Source organism: Acidovorax sp. M14, from assembly GCF_049331375.1.
Classification (GTDB): domain Bacteria; phylum Pseudomonadota; class Gammaproteobacteria; order Burkholderiales; family Burkholderiaceae_C; genus Acidovorax.
In genome coordinates, this window is the sequence record NZ_CP186263.1 from 3,466,922 (window position 1) to 3,486,700 (window position 19,779).

At 66.0% G+C, this 19,779-nt stretch carries 21 protein-coding genes; 16 read left to right on the plus strand and 5 right to left on the minus strand.

Annotated features, from left to right (window positions below; genetic code table 11):
- Positions 1-16: 16 nt before the first annotated feature.
- Both ACOYR4_RS16245 and ACOYR4_RS16250 read left to right on the plus strand, forming a co-directional pair.
- Positions 17-1,291, plus strand: coding sequence for an MFS transporter (locus tag ACOYR4_RS16245; protein WP_422847318.1), 1,275 nt, complete (start codon positions 17-19; stop codon positions 1,289-1,291).
- A 96-nt stretch (positions 1,292-1,387) separates the two neighbouring features.
- Positions 1,388-1,531, plus strand: coding sequence for a hypothetical protein (locus ACOYR4_RS16250; protein WP_309825294.1), 144 nt, complete (start codon positions 1,388-1,390; stop codon positions 1,529-1,531).
- Positions 1,532-1,675: 144 nt separating this feature from the next.
- Here ACOYR4_RS16250 and ACOYR4_RS16255 read toward each other — a convergent pair whose 3' ends face one another.
- Both ACOYR4_RS16255 and ylqF read right to left on the minus strand, forming a co-directional pair.
- Positions 1,676-3,952, minus strand: a complete 2,277-nt coding sequence (locus ACOYR4_RS16255) for a putative bifunctional diguanylate cyclase/phosphodiesterase (protein WP_209819902.1) — start codon at positions 3,950-3,952, stop codon at positions 1,676-1,678.
- 211 nt (positions 3,953-4,163) lie between these two features.
- Positions 4,164-5,135, minus strand: coding sequence for a ribosome biogenesis GTPase YlqF (gene ylqF, locus ACOYR4_RS16260; protein WP_422847319.1), 972 nt, complete (start codon positions 5,133-5,135; stop codon positions 4,164-4,166).
- Between the two features lie 92 nt (positions 5,136-5,227).
- On the opposite strand from ylqF, the gene ACOYR4_RS16265 reads away from it, so the two are divergent.
- A complete protein-coding gene (locus tag ACOYR4_RS16265; protein WP_110961006.1) occupies positions 5,228-5,479 on the plus strand; it encodes a hypothetical protein in 252 nt (83 codons plus the stop codon).
- Positions 5,476-5,706 carry an oxidoreductase-like domain-containing protein gene (locus ACOYR4_RS16270; RefSeq protein WP_369750460.1) on the plus strand — a complete coding sequence of 77 codons (231 nt, stop codon included), beginning with the start codon at positions 5,476-5,478 and terminating at the stop codon, positions 5,704-5,706. The genes ACOYR4_RS16265 and ACOYR4_RS16270 overlap by 4 nt, the downstream gene beginning before the upstream one ends.
- Before the next feature lie 95 nt (positions 5,707-5,801).
- Here ACOYR4_RS16270 and gshA read toward each other — a convergent pair whose 3' ends face one another.
- Positions 5,802-7,328, minus strand: coding sequence for a glutamate--cysteine ligase (gene gshA / locus ACOYR4_RS16275; protein WP_422847320.1), 1,527 nt, complete (start codon positions 7,326-7,328; stop codon positions 5,802-5,804).
- Between the two features lie 71 nt (positions 7,329-7,399).
- Complete coding sequence (locus ACOYR4_RS16280; RefSeq protein ID WP_015015026.1) at positions 7,400-8,308, minus strand: SDR family oxidoreductase; 909 nt, start codon at positions 8,306-8,308, stop codon at positions 7,400-7,402.
- A gap of 315 nt (positions 8,309-8,623) precedes the next feature.
- On the opposite strand from ACOYR4_RS16280, the gene ACOYR4_RS16285 reads away from it, so the two are divergent.
- The 11 genes from ACOYR4_RS16285 (at position 8,624) to tolA (ending at position 16,840) form a co-directional block, all read left to right on the plus strand.
- Positions 8,624-8,905 (plus strand): DUF427 domain-containing protein, encoded by a 282-nt coding sequence (locus tag ACOYR4_RS16285; RefSeq protein WP_015015027.1) that lies wholly within the window; start codon positions 8,624-8,626, stop codon positions 8,903-8,905.
- A 565-nt stretch (positions 8,906-9,470) separates the two neighbouring features.
- A complete protein-coding gene (locus ACOYR4_RS16290; protein WP_422847321.1) occupies positions 9,471-10,109 on the plus strand; it encodes a DUF938 domain-containing protein in 639 nt (212 codons plus the stop codon).
- Positions 10,110-10,121: 12 nt separating this feature from the next.
- A complete protein-coding gene (locus ACOYR4_RS16295; protein WP_056064834.1) occupies positions 10,122-10,418 on the plus strand; it encodes a 2Fe-2S iron-sulfur cluster-binding protein in 297 nt (98 codons plus the stop codon).
- 386 nt (positions 10,419-10,804) lie between these two features.
- The gene (gene ribBA / locus ACOYR4_RS16300; protein WP_110961003.1) at positions 10,805-11,926 is read left to right on the plus strand and encodes a bifunctional 3,4-dihydroxy-2-butanone-4-phosphate synthase/GTP cyclohydrolase II; all 1,122 of its coding nucleotides are present in this window, start codon (positions 10,805-10,807) and stop codon (positions 11,924-11,926) included.
- A gap of 19 nt (positions 11,927-11,945) precedes the next feature.
- Complete coding sequence (ribH, locus tag ACOYR4_RS16305) at positions 11,946-12,410, plus strand: 6,7-dimethyl-8-ribityllumazine synthase (protein WP_015015031.1); 465 nt, start codon at positions 11,946-11,948, stop codon at positions 12,408-12,410.
- Entirely contained in the window at positions 12,407-12,946 is a 540-nt protein-coding gene (gene nusB / locus ACOYR4_RS16310; protein WP_422847322.1) for a transcription antitermination factor NusB, read from the plus strand. Before ribH ends, nusB begins: the two co-directional genes overlap by 4 nt.
- Positions 12,947-13,064: 118 nt before the next feature.
- Positions 13,065-14,249, plus strand: coding sequence for a pyridoxal phosphate-dependent aminotransferase (locus ACOYR4_RS16315; protein ID WP_422847323.1), 1,185 nt, complete (start codon positions 13,065-13,067; stop codon positions 14,247-14,249).
- A 20-nt stretch (positions 14,250-14,269) separates the two neighbouring features.
- Positions 14,270-14,689 (plus strand): tol-pal system-associated acyl-CoA thioesterase, encoded by a 420-nt coding sequence (gene ybgC / locus ACOYR4_RS16320; protein ID WP_110961308.1) that lies wholly within the window; start codon positions 14,270-14,272, stop codon positions 14,687-14,689.
- Positions 14,686-15,399, plus strand: a complete 714-nt coding sequence (tolQ, locus tag ACOYR4_RS16325) for a protein TolQ (RefSeq protein ID WP_015015035.1) — start codon at positions 14,686-14,688, stop codon at positions 15,397-15,399. The genes ybgC and tolQ overlap by 4 nt, the downstream gene beginning before the upstream one ends.
- A 15-nt stretch (positions 15,400-15,414) precedes the next feature.
- Positions 15,415-15,837, plus strand: a complete 423-nt coding sequence (locus ACOYR4_RS16330) for an ExbD/TolR family protein (RefSeq protein ID WP_056064849.1) — start codon at positions 15,415-15,417, stop codon at positions 15,835-15,837.
- A gap of 31 nt (positions 15,838-15,868) precedes the next feature.
- Positions 15,869-16,840 carry a cell envelope integrity protein TolA gene (tolA, locus tag ACOYR4_RS16335; RefSeq protein WP_422847324.1) on the plus strand — a complete coding sequence of 324 codons (972 nt, stop codon included), beginning with the start codon at positions 15,869-15,871 and terminating at the stop codon, positions 16,838-16,840.
- Positions 16,841-17,111: 271 nt separating this feature from the next.
- Here the strand turns inward: tolA and ACOYR4_RS16340 are convergent, their stop codons facing one another.
- The gene (locus ACOYR4_RS16340) at positions 17,112-18,452 is read right to left on the minus strand and encodes an MFS transporter (RefSeq protein ID WP_110961307.1); all 1,341 of its coding nucleotides are present in this window, start codon (positions 18,450-18,452) and stop codon (positions 17,112-17,114) included.
- Positions 18,453-18,713: 261 nt separating this feature from the next.
- Between ACOYR4_RS16340 and cyoA the strand changes: the two genes are divergently transcribed.
- On the plus strand, positions 18,714-19,772 hold the full coding sequence (gene cyoA, locus ACOYR4_RS16345) for a ubiquinol oxidase subunit II (RefSeq protein WP_060984683.1): 1,059 nt from the start codon (positions 18,714-18,716) through the stop codon (positions 19,770-19,772).
- The last annotated feature ends 7 nt before the right edge of the window (positions 19,773-19,779 follow it).

Here is a 19,779-nt window from a genome sequence, read left to right on the forward strand (position 1 = left end):
CGCACCAGCACTCTCCATGACCTCGTCCTCTCCAGCCCCCCTCTCTACCGCCCACCCATCCCAAAACGCACAGCCCCCTGGCGCGCCAGGCCTCAGGCCCCCCGTGCTCTTGCTCATGGCCGTGGCCTGCGGCCTGTGTGCGGGCAGCAACTACTTCAACCAGCCGCTGTTGCATTCCATTGCCACGCAGCTGCAGGTGCGCGATGCATCGGCAGCGCTCATCGTGACCCTGGCGCAGGTGGCGTATGCAGCGGGGCTGCTGCTGTTGGTGCCGCTGGGTGACCTGCTGGAGCGGCGGCGGCTCATCGTCACGCTGATGCTGCTGGCGGCACTCGGGCTGTTCACCAGCGGTTTCGCTCACAGCTATGCCATGCTGGCGCTGGGCACGCTGCTCACCGGTCTGTTCTCGGTGGCGGCGCAGGTGCTGGTGCCGCTGGCGGCCACCCTGGCGGCACCAGGGCGCAGCGGCCGGGCGGTGGGGCTGGTGATGAGCGGGCTGCTCACCGGCATTCTGGCGGCGCGCAGCGTGGCGGGGCTGCTGTCGGAGGTGGGTGGCTGGACGCTGGTGTACCGCGTGGCGGGCGTTGCCATGGTGGCGGTGGCGCTGGCGCTGTGGTGGGTGATGCCGGTGTCGCGCAATGCCGCCTCGGCACAGACGCAGAGCTATGGCCAGGTCTTGCGGTCGCTGGGCACGCTGGCGCTGCGACACCCCAGGTTGCGCAGCCGGGCCTTGCTGGGTGCGCTGTCGTTTGCATCGGTGAGTGTGTTGTTCTCCACCATGGCGCTGCTGCTGGCGGGACCTGCGCACCGCCTGAGTGATGCAGGCATCGGGCTGGTGGGGCTGGCGGGCGTGGCGGGTGCGCTGATGGCCAGTGTGGCGGGGCGCATGGCAGACCGGGGGCAGGCACAGGTGGCCACGGCCCTGTCGGTGGGCTTGTTGCTGCTGGGCTGGGTGGCGTTGTGGCTGGGCGCGAGCAGCCTGGCGTGGTTTGTGGTGGGCATGCTGGTGGCCGACCTGGCGCTGCAGGGCGTGCACATCAGCAACCAGAACGTGATCTACCGGCTGGACCCCACGGCCCGCGCGCGGCTGAACGCGGTGTACATGACCAGCTACTTTGTGGGTGCCGCCACGGGCTCGGCCATGGGGTCGGTGGCCTGGCTGTGGGGCGGCTGGGGCGCCACCTGCGCGCTGGGTATGGGTCTTGCTGTGCTGAACGCACTGGCATTGGCGCACGACCAGCGGCTGGCCCTGCGGGCGCGCAGCGGTGCGGCGGCGCCGCAGGCCAGCTAGGGCGCGGGAATGTAGCCGCGTTGTGACCACCAACGACGCACGTTGTGACGTACCATGCTTGTACGGTCCCATCCCGAGACCTTTCAAGGAGGCCCCATGGCCAAAGGCGAACAGCGCAGCAACAAGATGGCGAAGAAACCCAAAAAGGACACCTCGCCACCCAAGGAACACAGCGCATCAGACCGGCCCATGCCGCCCGTGACCACTGTCATGCCCAAGGGCAAAGACAAAAACAGGTAAGCCAACACAGTGCGCTGCCGCCCCAAAAGGCGAAGCGCTATCAAATCAATAGCTGCAGGCGCATATTCAACAAGCGCCTGCAGCTAATTTTTCTTAAAACTCCATATCAACAACGCTGCACCCGGCGCGCACCGCTCCCCTCGTTCACGCAGGCTGGGTCAGCCGCTCCAGCCACTGCACATCGGGCTCGGGCCGGCCAAACAGGTAGCCCTGGTACACGATGTCCGGCGCACGCTGGCGCAGGAAGTCGGCCTGGGCCTGGGTCTCCACCCCCTCGGCCACCACGCGCAGGCCAAAGTGCCGGGCCACCGACAGGATGCCCTCGACCAGCACGCCGTCGTCGGCATTGGTGGGGGCCTCGTGCACAAACGACCGGTCGATCTTGATCTCCTGGATCGGCAGGCGCTTGAGGTAGGCCAGCGATGAATAGCCGGTGCCAAAGTCGTCCAGCGACATGTCCACGCCCAGCGCAGCCAGCGCGCGCATCTTGGCCACCGCGTCGTCAAAGTCGTCGATCACCAATCCCTCTGTCACCTCCAGCGTGAGCAGCCGAGGGTCGGCCCCCGTGGCGGCCAGCACGGCCCGCAATTGCCCCACAAAACCCGCCTGCCGGAACTGCCGCGCGCTGAGGTTGACCGACAGCCGCAAACGCCGCTCGCGGAACACCGGCTGCGCCAGCAGCGCACAGGCATGGGCCAGCACCCACTCGCCCAGGCTGACGATGAGGTCAGACTCTTCGGCCACCGGGATGAACACGCCCGGAGCCACCAGCCCGTCGCGCGGATGTTGCCAGCGCACCAGCACTTCGGCCCCTGTGACCTGCCCCGACACATCGACCTGCGACTGCAGGTGCAGGCGCAACTCGCCCGCGCCAATGGCGTGGCGCAGCTCGCGCTCCACCCGAAACCGCTGCTCGGCCGCCTCGCCCATGCCCTGTTCAAAAAAGGCCGCCTGGCCGCCGCCGGCCTGCTTGGCCCGGTGCAAGGCGGTGCCCGCGCGCCGCAGTGCGTCGTGCGCCCCATCGTCCGAGGTTTGGGGGTACAGGGTGATGCCGATGCTGGCGCCCAGTTGGGCGTCCTGCGCGTCGCCCTCCAGCCGCAGGGGGCGCAACAAGGCGGTCTGCAGCTTTTCGGCAAAGGCCAGCGCATGGCGGCCGGCCAGCGAGGCGTCGGCCCCCAGACCATGCAGCACCACGGCAAACTCGTCGCCCGCCACCCGCACCAGCAGATCCTGCGGGGGCAGGATCTCGGACAGGCGCAGCGCCACGGCGCACAGCAGGCGGTCGCCCATTTCGCTGCCACGCGCATCGTTGAAGGTGGTGAACCGGTCCAGGTCCAGCAGCAGCAGGGCATGCTGGGTGGACAACACACGGCCGGGGCGCCCACGCAGCGCATGAAGGCGCTCCATCAGCGTGGACCGGTTGGGCAGGCTGGTGAGGCTGTCGAAATGGGCCAGGCGGTGGATCTCGTCGGCGGCGCGCTTGCGCTCGGTAATGTCCTGCTTGAGTTCCACAAAGTGGCTCACGCGGCCATCGGTCTGGCGGATGGGTGCCACCACCACGGACTCGATCAGTGGTTGCCCGTCCTTGCGGTAGTTGACCTGCTCCCCTGCCCAGCTGTCCCCGCGTGCCAGCGTGGTGCGCAGGCCCTCGCGCTGCGCGGGCGCCAGGCCGTTGCTGGAGTAGTGGGCCGAGGCCTGGCCCACCACCTCGTCGCGCGCGTAGCCGGTGCGGCGCACAAAGGCCTCGTTCACGTACTCGATGTCCTCGCGCAGATCGGTGATGACGATGGCCTCGGGGCTTTGCTCCACGGCCCGCAGCAGCTTGCGCAGCGACGCCTCGCTGGCTGCCAGATTGGCTGCGGTCTGCTGGGCCTCGCGCACCCGGCTCATGTAGTTGCGGCGCGACAGCAGCGTGGCGGCGGCGGTCAGCACCAGAATGCCCGCAAGGTACACCGCACCCGCCACGCGGTTGGCCACCTGCACCGGCTTGAGCAGGCCCTGCATGTCCGCCCAGATGAAGCCCAGGAACAGCAGGGCCGTGAGTACCACCAGCGTCAGCGTGGCACGCACGCCCAGCAGCCATCCGGCCAGCACAACGATCACGGGGTAGTTCAGCAGATTGGGGCCATTGACGCCGCCATTGCGCGCCGCCACCAGCGACACCGACACCCACACGCCCCACACCAGCAGATGGGTGGCCAGCGTCCACCGCCGCCAGCGCGCCAGCAGCAGTGCGGTGCCGCCAATGCAGCCCGCAACAAAGTTGAGCGCCACGCGCATCGGCTGCACGGGCTGGTCCCAGAGCAGCAGCAGGCCGATGACAAAACCCAGCAACATCACGGACCAGCCCGCCACACGCACCAGGTGGCGCGTTGTGGCGTCTTCGTGGTCTGGCAGCGGAACAGCGGGAGCTTCGGCCATGGCGACGGGAATTGCGGGGAGGAAACCATCGTAACCGCAGGCATAGAAAACGCCTATGAACAAAATGCCGCTGGCGAGGCTGCAGCGCCCGCCCGTCGGCATCCCGTCGGCATCCCATCCGCATCTATACATTGCGCCCCCGGCACCGTCGCCAGCGTAGGCACTAGATGGTCGACAGCGCCTGCTGGCCCGCAGGCGCAGGCCGGGTCACTCAGTCCGCGTCGCTGTCCGGCGCGGGCTCACGCACGCCAGAGCCTTTGCCCTTGGCCTTGGCGCGCGCGTCCTTCTTGGCCTGGCGCTTGGCGTCCTCGGCCATGCCGGCAGCGCGCCAGGCCTCGAACTCGGCCGGGGTCTCCAGCGTGACGCGGCCCAGGATGGCGCTGCGGAAATCGGTCATCACAATCTCGGCCGCCTTTTGCAGATTGACGCGCCCGCCGCCCAGCATGGCACCGCGTTTGCGGCCAATGGCTTCGAGCAGTTCTTCGTCGTGCATCTCGGCCACCGCACCCGCAGGCAGGCCCAGCTTGTAGCGCGCCTCCAGCAAGGGGGCGTAGTGCTTCTGCAAGCGGCGCAGCAGCTCCAGCGCCACCAGCTCTTCGTCATACGCATTGCGGCCCACGGCGCCGCTGGCGGCCAGGTTGTAGCCGGTCTCGGGCACCACGATGCGCGGCCACAGCATGCCCGGCGTGTCCCACAGGTAGAAGTCGTCGGCCAGGGTGATGCGCTGCTCCAGCTTGGTGATGCCCGCCTCGTCACCGGTCTTGGCCTGGCGCTTGTTGCTCAGCGTGTTGATCAGCGTGGACTTGCCCACGTTGGGCACACCGCAGATCAGCACGCGCATGGGCTTGGCCATGCCGCCCCGGTTGGGCGCCAGCAGGTGGCAGGCGTCGATCAGCTTGCGCGTCGGGGCGGGGTCGGATGCATCCAGCGGCAACGCACGCGTGTCGCTCTGGGCGTTGTACCAGTCCACCCACAGCGCCGTGCGCTCGGGGTCGGCCACGTCCTGCTTGTTGAGCACCTTGAGCGTGGGCTTGTGGCCCGTGATCTCGGCCAGCAGCGGGTTGGCGCTGGAGCCGGGCAGGCGCGCGTCCAGCACCTCGATCACCACGTCAATGTCCTTGATGCGTTCGGTGATGGCTTTGCGGGTCAGGTGCATGTGACCGGGGAACCACTGGATGGCCATGCGGGGTACTTTCTACGTTGTTCTGAGGTGTCCGAGGGTGGCAAGGATAATCGCGGTCTTCCTTCTGCCCACGCCACGGCGTTTTTATCTGCATGCCAGCCCCTCTCGACACCTCGCGCACGCCCAAGGCCACCAAGGCCGACAAAGAGCTGCTGTTCAAGGGCGTGACCTTGGCCCTCATCGGCCTGGTCATCTTGCTGGCGCCCTATGTGGCCCGCTCCACCAGTGTGCGCGACCTCATGGGCCAGGTGGCGCTGGTGGGCTGGTTTGCGCTGGTGCTGGGCATTGCGTTTGGCGTGCAGTACGGCCTGCGCCGCGCCAAAGCAGGGCGCCGCCAGCCGTGACCTTGCCTGAGGAGACAGCCCCGGTCCCGGCGGTGGACGGCGCCACGGCGCAAGCCATGTTCGCGGTACTGCAGCAGCGCGCGGCCGCTCTTGGCATCACACTGCGCAACCCGCCGCCCGAGCCCACGACCTGCTGCGGGCGCGGCTGCAACGGCTGCGTGTGGGAAGGGTTTCTGAGCGCCGCCGAATACTGGCGGCAAGAGGCCTTGCTGCAGCTGCAGGACTGACTTTGAGGCGTTTTGGGCTGGTAGCGCCAGTGCAATATGCCTGAGCAGCTACTAATTCAATAGCAGATCAATTTGACCTGCCCCTGATCGCGCCTTCAGCCCAGCTGCTCCACCGCCATGTACTGCTCGCGCCATTCCTCAAACGGCAGCGTGTCGGCAGCCTCGATGGCCTTTTGTGCAGCGATCGACTCATCGGCCATCGCCACGTAGCGCGCCTGCTGCTCGGCCGTCCAGGGCAGCGACAGCAGCGCGTCGCGGGCGGCCATGGACTGCTGGCGCGCAAAGGCTTCAAAGCTGTGCTGGTGGCTTTGCACGATGCTGTCCAGCACGCGGGCTGACGGTGTGCACTCAGGCGCCGCCATCAAGGTGCGGGCATCGCGCAGCGCGGTGCTGTAGTCGTCGGTGCCATGGGTGGCATCAAGCGCGGCGGCCAACGGCTCGCACGCCGCCAGCACCTCGGCACCCCATTCGGTGAGCAGCACGCTCTGGCCGTTGCGGGATAGGCGCAGACCGGGCTCGCGGCCGCGCTCTGCGGTGAGGTGCTGGTTCTGCTTGAGTTCGGCAATCTCGGCGGGCGTATCGGGCGGGCTGTCGGACAGCAGGCAGTGCAGCAAGAACACATCCAGCAGGCGCATGGTGGGCGCGGTGATGCCCACGGGGACGAACGGGTCCAGGTCCATCAGGCGCACTTCGACGTATTCGACCCCGCGTTCGCGCAGCGCGTGCAGCGGGCGCTCGCCCGTGCGCACCGTGCGCTTGGGGCGGATGGTGCCGTAGAACTCGTTTTCGATCTGCAGCAGGCTGGTGCCCAGCTGGTTGTAGTCGCCGCCCGGGTTGCGGATGCCCACGGCCTCGTAGGCCGGGTACGGCTTGGTCAGCGCCTCGTGCAGCGAGTTGGCATAGCCCGTCAGGCCGTTGTAGCTCACGGCCAGCGTGGCCTGTGCGTCGCTCTGGTAGCCCAGGCGGCCCATGCGCAGCGAGGTGGCGTGGGGCAGGTACAGCGCGCTGCCACCCTCCATGGGCTGCAGGCGGTGTTCGCGCCCTTCCACAAAACAGGGGCACAGCGCGGGCGATGCGCCGAACAGGTACAGCAGCACGAACGCGTGGCGGCGGAAGTTGCGGATGAGCGCGAAATACTGTTCGCTGTTCACACCCGGCAGCGACCAGTTGTAGTGAATGCCCGAGATGGTCTGCATGCGGCGGCCATAGCGGTGGCCCAGGCCCATGCGGTACACGCTCTTGGCGCGGCCCACATTGGAGCTGCCGTAGCGGCCGATGGGAATGGTCTCGTCCGTGGGCAGGCCGCAGGGCATGCTGGAGGCCCACAGCAGCTCGCCGCCGCTGTCCTTCAGGGTGTGGTGCACGAACTGGTGCACCTCGGTCAGCTCATCCAGGCACTGCTGCACGCCCTTGTGGGCGCCGGTGATCAGCTCCAGCTGCGACTCGCTGTAGTCCGTGGTGATCAGGGGATGTGTGAGGGCCGAGCCCAGCGCCAGCGGGTGGGGTGTGAGGGCCAGGCCGCCGGTGGGCAGCACGCGCAGCCCTTCCTTTTCAATGCCGCGGCGAATCCCCCCCAGGGCGTCCGCCGGGTAGGCGGCCAGTCTCTCGTGCAGTTTGCTCATATGTTTATACCGATCCAACTTCTGTCGGCCCGGAACTTAGCACGTTGAGCGCTGGCCCGCCCACGGGGGTGTCAAGCCCTTGCGGCCAAAGCGCGTCCAACCTCGTTGGTTCCTTGCGCTGCGCCACTTTGTGGTACTTGCTCGCCCGCGCGCTCGGTCACCTCGGCCAGGCGGGCCGCCAGTTGCTCGGGCACATCGGCGCCAATCCCCAGGTGGATGCCCTGTGTGAGGGTGATATGGGCCGCTTCAAACGTGCCCGCACCGGCACACAAAATGGTGCGCGAAGGCGCGCTTTCGTGCGCCAGCACGAGCATGGCGGGCACCACGGCCTCGGGCTTCAGGGCGTCCAGCACCTCCTGGGGCATCAGGCCCTCGGTCATGCGCGTGGCGGCGGTGGGGGCCAGGGCGTTCACGTGGATGTTGTACTTGGCGCCTTCGATGGCCAGGGTCTGCATCAGCCCCACCTGGGCCAGCTTGGCTGCGCCGTAGTTGGCCTGGCCAAAGTTGCCGTACAGGCCGGTGGAGGATGTCGTCATGACGATGCGGCCGTACTGCTGGGCCACCATGTGCGGCCACACGGCCTTGCAGCAGTTGGCAGCGCCCATCAGGTGCACGTCCACCACCAGACGGAAGTCGGCCATGTCCATCTTGGCGAACGACTTGTCGCGCAGGATGCCGGCGTTGTTGACCAGAATGTCCACCCGGCCCCAGGCGTCGATGGCCTGCTGCACCATGGCCTCGACGGCCGCAAAGTCGGTGACCGACGCGCCATTGGCCAGCGCCTCGCCGCCTGCGGCGCGGATCTCGTCGACCACGGCCTGCGCGGCCGTCACCGTGCCACCGCTGCCGTCCACCGCGCCGCCCAGGTCATTGACCAGCACCTTGGCGCCGCGCTGGGCCAGCGCCAATGCATGCTGGCGGCCCAGGCCACCGCCTGCGCCCGTCACGATGGCCACGCGGCCTTGGAAATCAATACCCATGGTGAAGGTTCTCCTGTTGTCTTGGTCGATGAATGTGGAACGCAAAAACCCCTGGCACCCCACCGCAGGTGTGCATGCCGCGCGCTGCACTGTAAGCCACTGCGGGGCCCGTGCGCGTTGCGCAGGCGACTGGATACCGCACCAACCCCCTTCCAGAGCCAGAACATGGCGCGCGGTAACGCGGCACATTGGGAATAATGGGCAGCTGCGCAGGCCTCCAAGAGGGGCTGGCGCATCCCTCCCTCACTCATTTTTTGATAGCTGCTAGCGCACACAGTACTAGCGCTACCGGCCACTTTGACCCAAGGATCTCCCATGAAAGCCATCTGGAACGGTGTAGTGCTTGCCGAAAGCGATGACACGGTGGTGGTGGAAGGCAACCACTACTTTCCCGAAAGCGCGCTGCACCGCGAGTACTTCACCTTCAGCAACCACAAGACCACGTGCGCCTGGAAAGGCCAGGCCAGCTACCTGTCGCTGCTGGTCAACGGCGAGATGAACACCGACGCCGCCTGGTTCTACGCCGACCCCAAGCCCGAGGCCGCCGAGATCAAGGGCCGCGTCGCGTTCTGGAAGGGCGTGAAGGTCACGGCCTGAAACGGCCTGCCAGCACGCTCAGCAGGTTATCCCTGCGCGCGCTGGACAATCATGTGGATAAGTTTTGGCAAGTCCTGTATGACAACGCCAAGTGCTTGATTTGCAAGGGAATGCACTGCATTGCCTCATTTTTAGGCAATTCACAAAATCATGGCGCGGGTTATCCCAACAGGCACTGGACAATGGTGTGGATAACCTTGGATAAGCCTTGTATGACAGGTTTAAGTGCTTGATTTACAAGGCATATCCTTGTGTCGCTCAAAAAATAGGCACTCACAACCCGCTGTGGGTGGACCGTATCCACCGCCCCGTGGAAGGCTCCAAAACCCCTGGTTATCCCTGTCTGCACTGGACAATCTTGTGGATAACTGTGAACAAGCCTTGTATGACAGTTTTAAGTCATTGATTTACAAGGAAACTTCTTGTGCCGCTGAAAAAACAGGCAGCTACGGTGGTAAGGCGTCTGCGGTACAGTCCACGGCGGTTCTTTGTTGACCGCTCTTTATTTCATAGCTGCCAGCGCATGATCCACTAGCGCTAGCGGCCCAAAACACTCCATATCCTCGTGTCCACCCCGCCCCTTCAGCATAGCCCCGCCGCCGAGCGCAACCAGGGGTCCATCCTCGCCCAGTTGCTGGCGTTGCTGCCCCCCACCGGCACTGCGCTGGAGATCGCCAGCGGCACCGGCCAGCATGCGGCCCACTTTGCAGCCGCCCTGCCCGGCTGGACCTGGCAGCCCACCGACTTGCAGGACACCCACTTTGGCTCCATCACCGGCTGGGCCGCGCAGGCCGGTGCCCGCAACGTGCAGGCGCCACGGCGGCTGGACGTGCTGCACGACCGCTGGCCCAGCGAGGGCCCGGCATTCGGCGCCGCATCGTTTGACCTGGTCTACTGCGCCAACATGCTGCACATCGCCCCCTGGGCCTGCTGCACCGGGCTGATGCAGGGCGCAGCGCGGCACCTGGCACCGGGCGGCCGCCTGGTCACATATGGCCCCTACCTCGAAGACGGCGTGCCCACCGCACCGGGCAACCTGGCCTTTGACGCCAGCCTGCGTGCGCAAGACGCCGCCTGGGGCATTCGCCGCATCGAAAACGTAACGGCCGTGGCTGCCCACGCCGGCCTGCAACTGGCCGCGCGGCACGCCATGCCCGCCAACAACCTGCTGCTGGTGTGGACCCACGCCGCCCACCAACCCTGAAGTGACACGCCCATGACGACACCCACCGCCGCCCCTTTCTTCATCGCCAAGGTCGAGCCCGACGGCACCCAGTGCGACGCCTGGCCCGAGCAGCCGCTGCTGCTGTCTATGGAGCAAGGCGGCATCGACTGGCCCAGCTCCTGCCGCAATGGCACCTGCCGCACCTGCCTGGGCCAGCTGGTCGAAGGCACCGTGCGCTACGCCATCGAATGGCCAGGCCTCACGGCCGAAGAAAAGGAAGAAGGCTGCGTGCTGCCCTGCGTGGCCTACCCCACGTCGGACGTGGTGCTGCAGGGCAGCGCCATCTGATCTGCGTCAGGGGCGGCACCTTTCAGAAGCCAAGCAGGCCCCGGTGCACTAAAATCCAAGGCTTTGGGGGCCAGGGAGCCTCTGCATGAATGACGCGGCGTGTGCGCTGCGGATCGGGATGGGTTGCAAGGCGCAAAGCACAGCAATAGCGGGGCTATTGCGAGCATTTGCAACGCAGCAGACCGCCCGAGACCGCAGATGCACGCGGTGCGATGATTCATGCATAGGCTCCCCAGCTCCTTTGACGTGCGGCAGCGCCGCATCGCATGTTCTTTGGGGCGGTTTCTTGGGGGCACACCAGCTGCCTTCGGCCACGGGGACCTGTGCTGCAGCACACCGCCAGCTGGCACACCGCCAGAGGCTCCCACAGAAAGCCCCAACCTTCCATGAACACCCCCCTCACCCCCGTGCCGATCTCGCCCGTCGAGGACATCGTGGCCGAGATGCGCGCCGGGCGCATCGTCATCCTTGTGGATGAAGAAGACCGCGAAAACGAAGGCGACCTCGTCCTGGCCGCCGACCACGTGACGCCCGAGGCCATCAACTTCATGGCCCGCTTCGGCCGGGGCCTGATCTGCCTGACGCTCACCCGCGAGCGCTGCGAATTCCTCAAGCTGCCGCCCATGGCCGCGCGCAACGGCACGGTGTACAGCACCGCGTTCACCGTCTCCATCGAAGCCGCCGAGGGCGTGACCACCGGTATCTCGGCCGCCGACCGTGCCCGCACCGTGCAGGTGGCGGTGGACCGCAACAGCCAGCCCAGCGACCTGGTGCAGCCCGGCCACATCTTCCCGCTGCAAGCGGTGGACGGCGGTGTGCTGATGCGCGCCGGCCATACCGAAGCCGGTTGCGACCTGGCCGCCATGGCGGGCTGCAGCCCCGCTTCGGTGATCTGCGAGATCATGAAAGACGACGGCACCATGGCCCGCCTGCCCGATCTGCAGCTGTTTGCGGCCGAGCACGGCCTCAAGATCGGCACCATTGCCGACCTCATCGAATACCGCAGCCGCAACGAGTCGCTGGTCGAAAAGGTCGGCACACGCACGCTGCAAACGGCCTATGGCGAGTTCACTGCCCACGCCTTCCGCGACCAACCCAGCCAGGCCGTGCACCTGGCGCTGGTCAAGGGCCAGTGGAGCGCCGACGACGTGGTGCCCGTGCGGGTGCACGAGCCGCTGTCGGTGTTCGATGCGCTCGAAGTCAACCGCTCCATGCACTCGTGGGGCCTGGACACCAGCCTGCAATACCTGGCCAAACAGGGCAAGGGCGTGGCCGTGCTGCTGAACTGCGGCGAAAGCGCCGCGCAACTGCTGGCGCAGTTTGAAGGCACCGCCCGCTCCGCCCAGGCGCCCGAGCGCGGCCGCATGGACCTGCGCACCTATGGCGTGGGCGCGCAGATCCTGCGCGAATGCGGCGTGCACAAGATGGCCCTGATGGGCCAGCCGCGCCGCATGCCCAGCATGACCGGCTACGGCCTCGAAATCACCGGCTTCATCCCCAAAGAATAAAGACAGGAACAGGATCACTATGTTTGGCGCAGACAAAGGCACCGCAGACAAACTGGACGGCAAGAAGCTGCACATCGGCATCGTGCAGGCCCGTTTCAACGAGAGCATCACCAACACCCTGGCCGCCGCCTGCCGCGCAGAGCTGCTGGCCCTGGGCGTGCAAGAAAAGCACATCAAGCATGTGCTGGTGCCCGGCGCACTCGAAGTGCCCGTGGCCCTGCAGGCCATGGCCGAGAGCGATGAATACGACGCGCTGATCGCGCTGGGCTGCATCATCCGCGGCGAGACCTACCACTTCGAGCTGGTGGCCAACGAATCCGGCGCGGGCGTCACGCGCCTGTCGCTGGACTACCAGATCCCGATTGCCAACGCCATCATCACCACCGAGAACATGGAACAGGCCATCGCCCGCCAGACCGAAAAGGGCGTGGACGCAGCCCGCGTGGCGGTGGAAATGGCCAACCTGCTGGACGAACTGTCATGAGCGAAAACACCCCTACGCCATCGTCGGCACGTCCGCCCAAGCAAACCCGCACCGGCCTCAAAAGCACGGGCACCCGCAAGGCCGCCTCCAAGTCCAACCGCAGCCGTGCGCGCGAATTTGCGCTGCAGGCGCTGTACCAGCACCTGGTGGGCGGCAACGACGCTACTGCCATCGATGCGTTCACGCGCGACCTGGCGGGCTTCCACAAGGCCGACTCGGCGCACTACGACGCGCTGCTGCATGGCTGCATCGAGCATGCCGCCAGCATGGACGCATTGATCACCCCGTTGCTGGACCGCAAGATGGCCGAGATCTCGCCCATCGAACACGCCACCATGTGGATCGGCGTGTACGAGTTCCAGAACTGCCTGGATGTGCCCTGGCGCGTGGTGCTCAACGAGTGCATCGAACTCGCCAAGGAGTTCGGCGGCACCGACGGCCACAAGTACGTGAACGCCGTGCTCAACGGCCTGGCCCCGAAGCTGCGCGCAGTGGAAGTGGCCGCCGACAAGGCCGCAGGCGCGGGCGCTGCCTGAACCTGCCCTGCCCCGCTGCCGCCCTGCCCATTGAACCGGGGCGGCTTAGTTTCTTTTCTTTCTACGCCCTTACGCCACCACGTCCACAAGGCGCCCGGTCGGGGCAGGATGCCATTCCATGAAGTTTTCCACGCGCGCCGAGCGCATTGAACCGTTTTATGTGATGGAGGTCGCCAAGGCCGCGCAGGCCCTGGCCCGCGAGGTGGCCGGCACGCGCGAACCGATGATCTTCTTGAACATCGGCGAGCCCGACTTCACCGCCCCGCCCCTGGTGCAGGAAGCCGCCGCCCGCGCCGTGCACAACGGCGCCACGCAGTACACCAACGCGCTGGGCCTCGATGCGCTGCGCGAGCGCATCAGCGGCTGGTACCAGAGCCGCTTTGGCGTCAACGTGCCTGCGCGCCGCATCGTGGTCACAGCGGGCGCATCGGCCGCGCTGCAGTTGGCGTGCCTGGCGCTCATCGAGTCGGGCGACGAAATTTTGATGCCCGACCCCAGCTACCCCTGCAACCGCCACTTTGTGAGTGCTGCCGAGGGCAAGGCCGTGCTGCTGCCCACCACGGCGGCCGAGCGCTACCAGCTGAGCGCCGACAAGGTGCGTGCGGCGTGGAATGAAAAAACGCGCGGCGTTCTGCTGGCCTCGCCGTCCAACCCCACCGGCACCTCGATTGCACCCGACGAGCTGCGCCGCATCCGCGACGTGGTGCGGTCGCACGACGGCATCACGATGATCGATGAGATCTACCTGGGTCTGTCGTACGAGGAAGAGTTTGGCCACACCGCACTCGCCATCGACGACAACATCATCAGCATCAACAGCTTCAGCAAATACTTCAACATGACAGGCTGGCGCCTGGGCTGGATGGTGGTGCCCGACGCGATGGTGCCCGTGGTCGAGCGCTTGGCGCAGAATCTGTTCATCTGCGCCAGCACCGTGTCGCAGCATGCAGCGCTGGCCTGCTTCGAGGCCGAGAGCATTGCCGAATACGAACGCCGCCGCGCCGAGTTCAAGGCGCGGCGCGACTTCTTCATCCCCGCGCTGCAGTCGCTGGGCCTGAGCGTGCCCGTGATGCCCGATGGCGCCTTCTACGCCTGGGTCGACTGCACGCAGGCCACGCAGCGCCTGGGCGTGAGCGGCAGCTGGGACTTTGCGTTTGAGCTGATGCGCCGCGCGCACATCGCCGTGACACCGGGGCGCGACTTTGGCACGGCCGAGCCCGAGCGGTTCATCCGCTTCTCGACAGCCAACTCCATGGCGCAATTGCAGGAGTCCGTGGAGCGGCTGCGCAAGCTGCTCGGATGACCAAGGCGAGCGACCCCACGATGGCGTTTGAATTTCCGATCCGGATCTACTGGGAGGACACCGATGCCGGCGGCATCGTGTTCTACGCCAACTACCTCAAGTTCTTCGAGCGCGCGCGCACTGAATGGCTGCGCTCGCTGGGCGTGGGCCAGCAACGCTTGCGGGAACAAACCGGCGGCATGTTTGTCGTAACCGACGCGCAGCTGCGCTACCACCGCCCCGCGCGGCTGGACGATGAACTGATTGTTACTGCCGCCCTGCAAAGCAGTGGCCGCGCATCGTTGACAATAGTGCAGCAGGCGCTCCTGAAACCAGAGCAGATGACCGACCAGCCCCCGACCTTGTTGACCGAAGGCACCATCCGCATCGGATGGGTGGACGCAGCGACAATGCGCCCCGCCAGAATTCCCAGCACCCTCCTGGAACAACTCACACCATGAATTCCCAAAACATGTCCATCATCTCCCTGGTGCTGCACGCCAGCTGGGTGGTGCAACTCGTGATGCTGCTGCTGCTGGGCGTGTCGGTGGCCAGCTGGGCCGCCATCTTCCGCAAGCTGTTTGCCCTGAAGCGCGTGAAGACACTGAACGAGGACTTCGAGCGCGAGTTCTGGTCGGGCACCAGCCTGAACGATCTGTACGCCGCGGCCGCCCAAAACGCCAAGCAGGCCGGCCCCATGGAGCGAATTTTTGCCAGCGGCATGCGTGAGTACCAAAAGCTGCGCGAACGCCGCATCACCGACCCCGGCACCTTGCTGGACGGCGCGCGCCGCGCCATGCGCGCAAGCTTCCAGCGCGAGATGGATGTGGTCGAGTCCAGCCTGTCCTTTCTGGCCTCGGTCGGCTCCGTGTCTCCATACGTGGGCCTGTTCGGCACCGTGTGGGGCATCATGCACGCCTTCACCGGCTTTGCAGGCATGGAACAGGTCACGCTGGCCACGGTGGCCCCGGGCATTGCCGAGGCCTTGGTCGCCACCGCCATCGGCCTGTTCTCGGCCATCCCGGCCGTGATCGCCTACAACCGCTTTGCGCGCGACATCGACCGCGTAGCCACGCACCAGGAGACCTTCATCGAAGAGTTCTCCAACATCCTGCAGCGCAACCTGGGCGCGCAGCCCGCGTCCACAGGCCACACGGCCTCGGGCCACTGATCCGGGAGGCGCCCCATGCCCGCCATGGCATCCCGCGGCCGAGGCCGCCGCACCATCAACGAGATCAACATGGTCCCGTTCATCGACGTCATGCTGGTGCTGCTCATCATCTTCATGGTGACGGCGCCCATGCTCACCCCCGGCGTGGTCGATGTGCCCAGTGTGGGCAAGAGCAAGAACATGCCCAAGGTGGTGGCCCAGGTCATCGTGAACAAGGACGGCACGCTGCAGTTCAAGACCCCCGAGGCCACGCGCAGCCTGAACCAGCGCGAGATCGGCGATGCCGCCAGCCGCTGGCAAAAGGGCCAGGGGCCCGAGAGCGCCGTGGTCATCAGCGCCGATAAAGGCGTGCAGTACGAAACCGTGGTGAAGGCGATGGACGCCCTGCAAAAGGCAGGCGTGCAACGCGTCGGCCTGTCGGTCAAGCAAGGCGGTTGAACCGAACCCGCCCGGCACCGCTCAGACGCCCATGCACGCCCACACCGACCGCGATCAGTTTGCCCCGCCCCGCCCACCGGCGCGCCTGCGCGCCATCACGCTTGCGGTGCTGGTGCACGCAGTGCTGATCGGCGCGCTGACCTGGGGCGTGAACTGGAAGAACACGGCCGACCAGCCCGCCGTAGAGGCTGAGTTGTGGGCCGCTGTGCCCACACAAGCAGCGCCACGCGCTGTGGAGCCGCCACCGCCTCCTCCACCCCCTCCCGTGCAGCAGGCCACCCCGCCCGCCCCGCCGCCACCGCCGGTGCGGGCCGCAGAGCCGCCGGACACGCGCGAGGCAGACATTGCCATCGAGCGCGAAAAGAAGCGCCTGGAACAGGAAAAGAAGGCCCGCGAGCAGCAGGAGCTGCGCGAGAAGCGGGAGCGCGAGCGCAAGGAAGAAGAACGCCGCGAACGCCTGGAGCACGAGAAGAAAGAGCGCCAACAGAAGGAACGCGAAAAAGAGAAGGAACAGCGCGAAAAGCAGCTGGCCGAGCAGAAGAAGGCCGAGCAGGAAAAGCAGAAGAAGCTGGCCGAAGACAAGCGCAAGGCCGACGAGGCCGCCAAGCGCAAGGCAGAGGCGGAAGAAAAGCAGCTGGCTAAGATGCGCGAAGACAACATGCGCCGCTTGCAGGGCCTGGCCGGTGCGACCGGGGCCGAAAACGCCACCGGCACGGCCCAGCGCAGCGCGGGCCCCTCGGGCAGCTACGGCGGCAAGGTCGCGGCCAAGGTCAAGCCCAACATCGTGTACCCGGACGCCATCTCGGGCAACCCACGTGCCGAGGTCGAGGTACGCCTGTCACCCGACGGCACCATTGTGGGCAAGCGGCTGGTGCAGTCCAGCGGCAACAAGGCCTGGGACGACGCGGTGCTGCGGGCCCTGGACAAGACCGAAACATTGCCGCGCGATGTGGATGGGCGTGTGCCTCCGTCCCTGACCATTGGCTTCCGGCCCCAGGACTGAGCGGGGCGCCCAGCCCTGAACGGGCTTGCCCTTCCGTGGCGGATCCCCGGCCCTGCCGATGCGCTGCCCAGGCCCACGCGCTACGCGCTCACCGCCTGCGACTGAAACCCCGTTGCAGTTGGCACTGGCACGCTGGACTGAGCCGTGACCTGTGAGGCCCCAAAGCAAAGCGCCCGGCAGAACCGGGCGCTTTTTTTGGCTTTTTACGCCTGTAGCGCTAGTGGAATATGCGCTAGCAGCTATACATTCAATAGCAAATCAATCTCACCCATCAGCGGTCGCGTCGCTCCATGCGGCGATTCAGGTTCAGCGCACCCAGCGTGCAGGCCACGCCCGACAGCAGGTACACCGTCACCGCCAGCAGACCGAACTGCGACGACAGATACAGAGCCACCAGCGGCGCAAACGCTGCGCCGATGATCCAGGCCAGGTCGGCCGACAGGGCCGCACCGGTGTAGCGGTACTGGGGCGAGAAATTGGCCGTCACGGTGCCCGAGGCCTGACCGTACGACAGGCCCAGCAGCACAAAGCCCAGCAGCAGGAACATGGTGCTGCCCACTTCGCCGGTGTTGAGCAGCACAGGCGCCATGAAGCTGAACACGCCGATCAGCACCGCCATGCCGCCCAGCAGCTTGCGGCGGCCCAGGTGGTCTGACAGCCAGCCGGACACCATGATGGCGCCCGCCGCGAGGAACGCGCCGACGATCTGCACGCCCAGGATCTGGGTCACGGGCTGCTCGGAGTACAGGGTGATCCACGACAGCGGGAACACAGTGACCAGATGGAACAGCGCAAAGCTGGCCAGTGCAGCAAAAGCCCCCAGCAGCACGTTGCTGCCTTCGTCGCGCATGACGCGGCTCACCGGCACCGGCTGCAGCTCACGCTCCTTCAGCAGTTCAGAGTACGACTGCCCCACCACCAGGCGCAGACGCGCAAACAGGGCCACCACGTTCACCGCAAAGGCCACAAAAAACGGATAGCGCCAGCCCCAGGCCAGAAACTCCTGCACCGTGAGGCTGCTGTACAGGTAGGCAAACAGGCCAGCAGCCAGCACAAAGCCCAGCGGTGCGCCCAACTGGCCGATCATGGCGTACCAGCCCCGGCGCTCCTTGGGGGCCGACATGGCCAGCAGCGACGGCAGGCCGTCCCACGACCCGCCCAGTGCGAGCCCTTGGCCCACACGCAGGATCAGCAAGGCCACGATGGCGGCGGTGCCCGCATCCTTGTAGCCCGGCAAAAACGCCATGCCCACGGTGCAGACGCCCAGCATGAACAGCGCAATGGTCAGCTTGGTGCCCCGCCCCCAGCGCCGCTGGATGGCCATGGAGATGGCGGTACCCACCGGGCGCACCACGAACGCAACGGCCAGCAGCGCAAAGGCCATCAGCGTACCGTCCAGGCGGGACATAAAGGGAAACAGGAAGGATGGGAAGACAAGAACGCAGGCGATCCCGAAAACGAAGAAGTCGAAATACTCGGACGAGCGTCCGATGATCACGCCCACAGCGATTTCGCTGGGGGTGACGTCCTCATGCGTATCAGCCCGCGAGAGAGAGGCGGCGCTTTCGTGAAAACCGGCCGCAGGGTAAGTGGCAGTGGCGGGGCTGCTCATGAACATGGCTCCTTGACGTTGTGTAGCTAACTCAGACCGTTCCGTTCTACACGCAACTTCTATGGGCCACAAGTGCGGTTTCACTATGCCGGCTGCAGGAAATGTCCTTCAAAGCCCTCGAATGCACCACTTTGGTGCAAAAACAGTCTGCGCTTTTGACCTTGGACAAAATGTCCAATCGACAAAAAAGCTAGCGCTAGTACATTCGCACACATCCCGTTATCCGCGTTTACCCTGAAACGCATTGATCGCGCTCTTCACATGCTCAAACTTCCCCAACTTCGTGGGCCCACCTGGCTGCTCGCCCTGACAGCGCTGGGCAGCCTGGCAGGCTGCAGCAAGGCTGTCGTGCTCAACCCGGCCGGTGACGTCGCTGCCCAGCAGGGCCAGATGGTCATCACCGCCACGCTGCTGATGCTGATCATCATCGTGCCCGTGATCGCGCTCACCCTGCTGTTTGCCTGGAAATACCGCCAGGGCAACACCGAGGCCGAGTACGACCCCGAGTGGCACCACTCCACCACGCTGGAGCTGGTGATCTGGACGGTGCCGCTGCTGATCATCATTGCGCTGGGCGCCATCACCTGGATCGGCACCCACAAGCTGGACCCCTACCGGCCTCTCGACCGCATCGACGCGCAGCGCGCCGTGCCTGCCGATGTGAAGCCGCTCGAAGTGCAGGTGGTGGCCATGGACTGGAAATGGCTGTTCTTCTACCCCGAGCAAGGCATCGCCACCGTCAATGAAGTGGCCGCCCCGGTGGACCGCCCCATCCTGTTCAAGCTGACAGCCACGTCCACCATGAACGCGTTTTACGTGCCCGACCTGGCCGGCATGATCTACGCCATGCCCGGCATGCAGACCGAGCTGAACGCGGTGATCAACAAGCCTGGCGTGTTCAAGGGCATGTCGTCGCACTACAGCGGCGCAGGTTTTTCGGGCATGACGTTCAAGTTCCACGGCCTGAGCAATGAAGACTTTGCCCAGTGGGTGCAAAAAGCCAAGACCGAAGGCAAGCCGCTCGACAAGGGCACCTACCTGAACCTGGTCAAGCCCAGCGAACGCGACCCGGTGCAGCGCTTTGCCTCGGTCGAAGAAGGCCTTTACGACAAGGTGCTCAACCGCTGCGTCGAAGACGGAAAGATGTGCATGCACCACATGATGGCGATTGATGCCCAGGGCGGCGACGCCTATGTGCGCGCCATGGGGCTGAACCTGCCCCAGGACGTCTGCACCGTGCAAAACGCCGCCCAGGTGGTGGCCGCACTCGAATCCCGCAACGCACCGGCCTCCGCATCCGGCGCCAGCATCCGTCAATGAGCTTCCC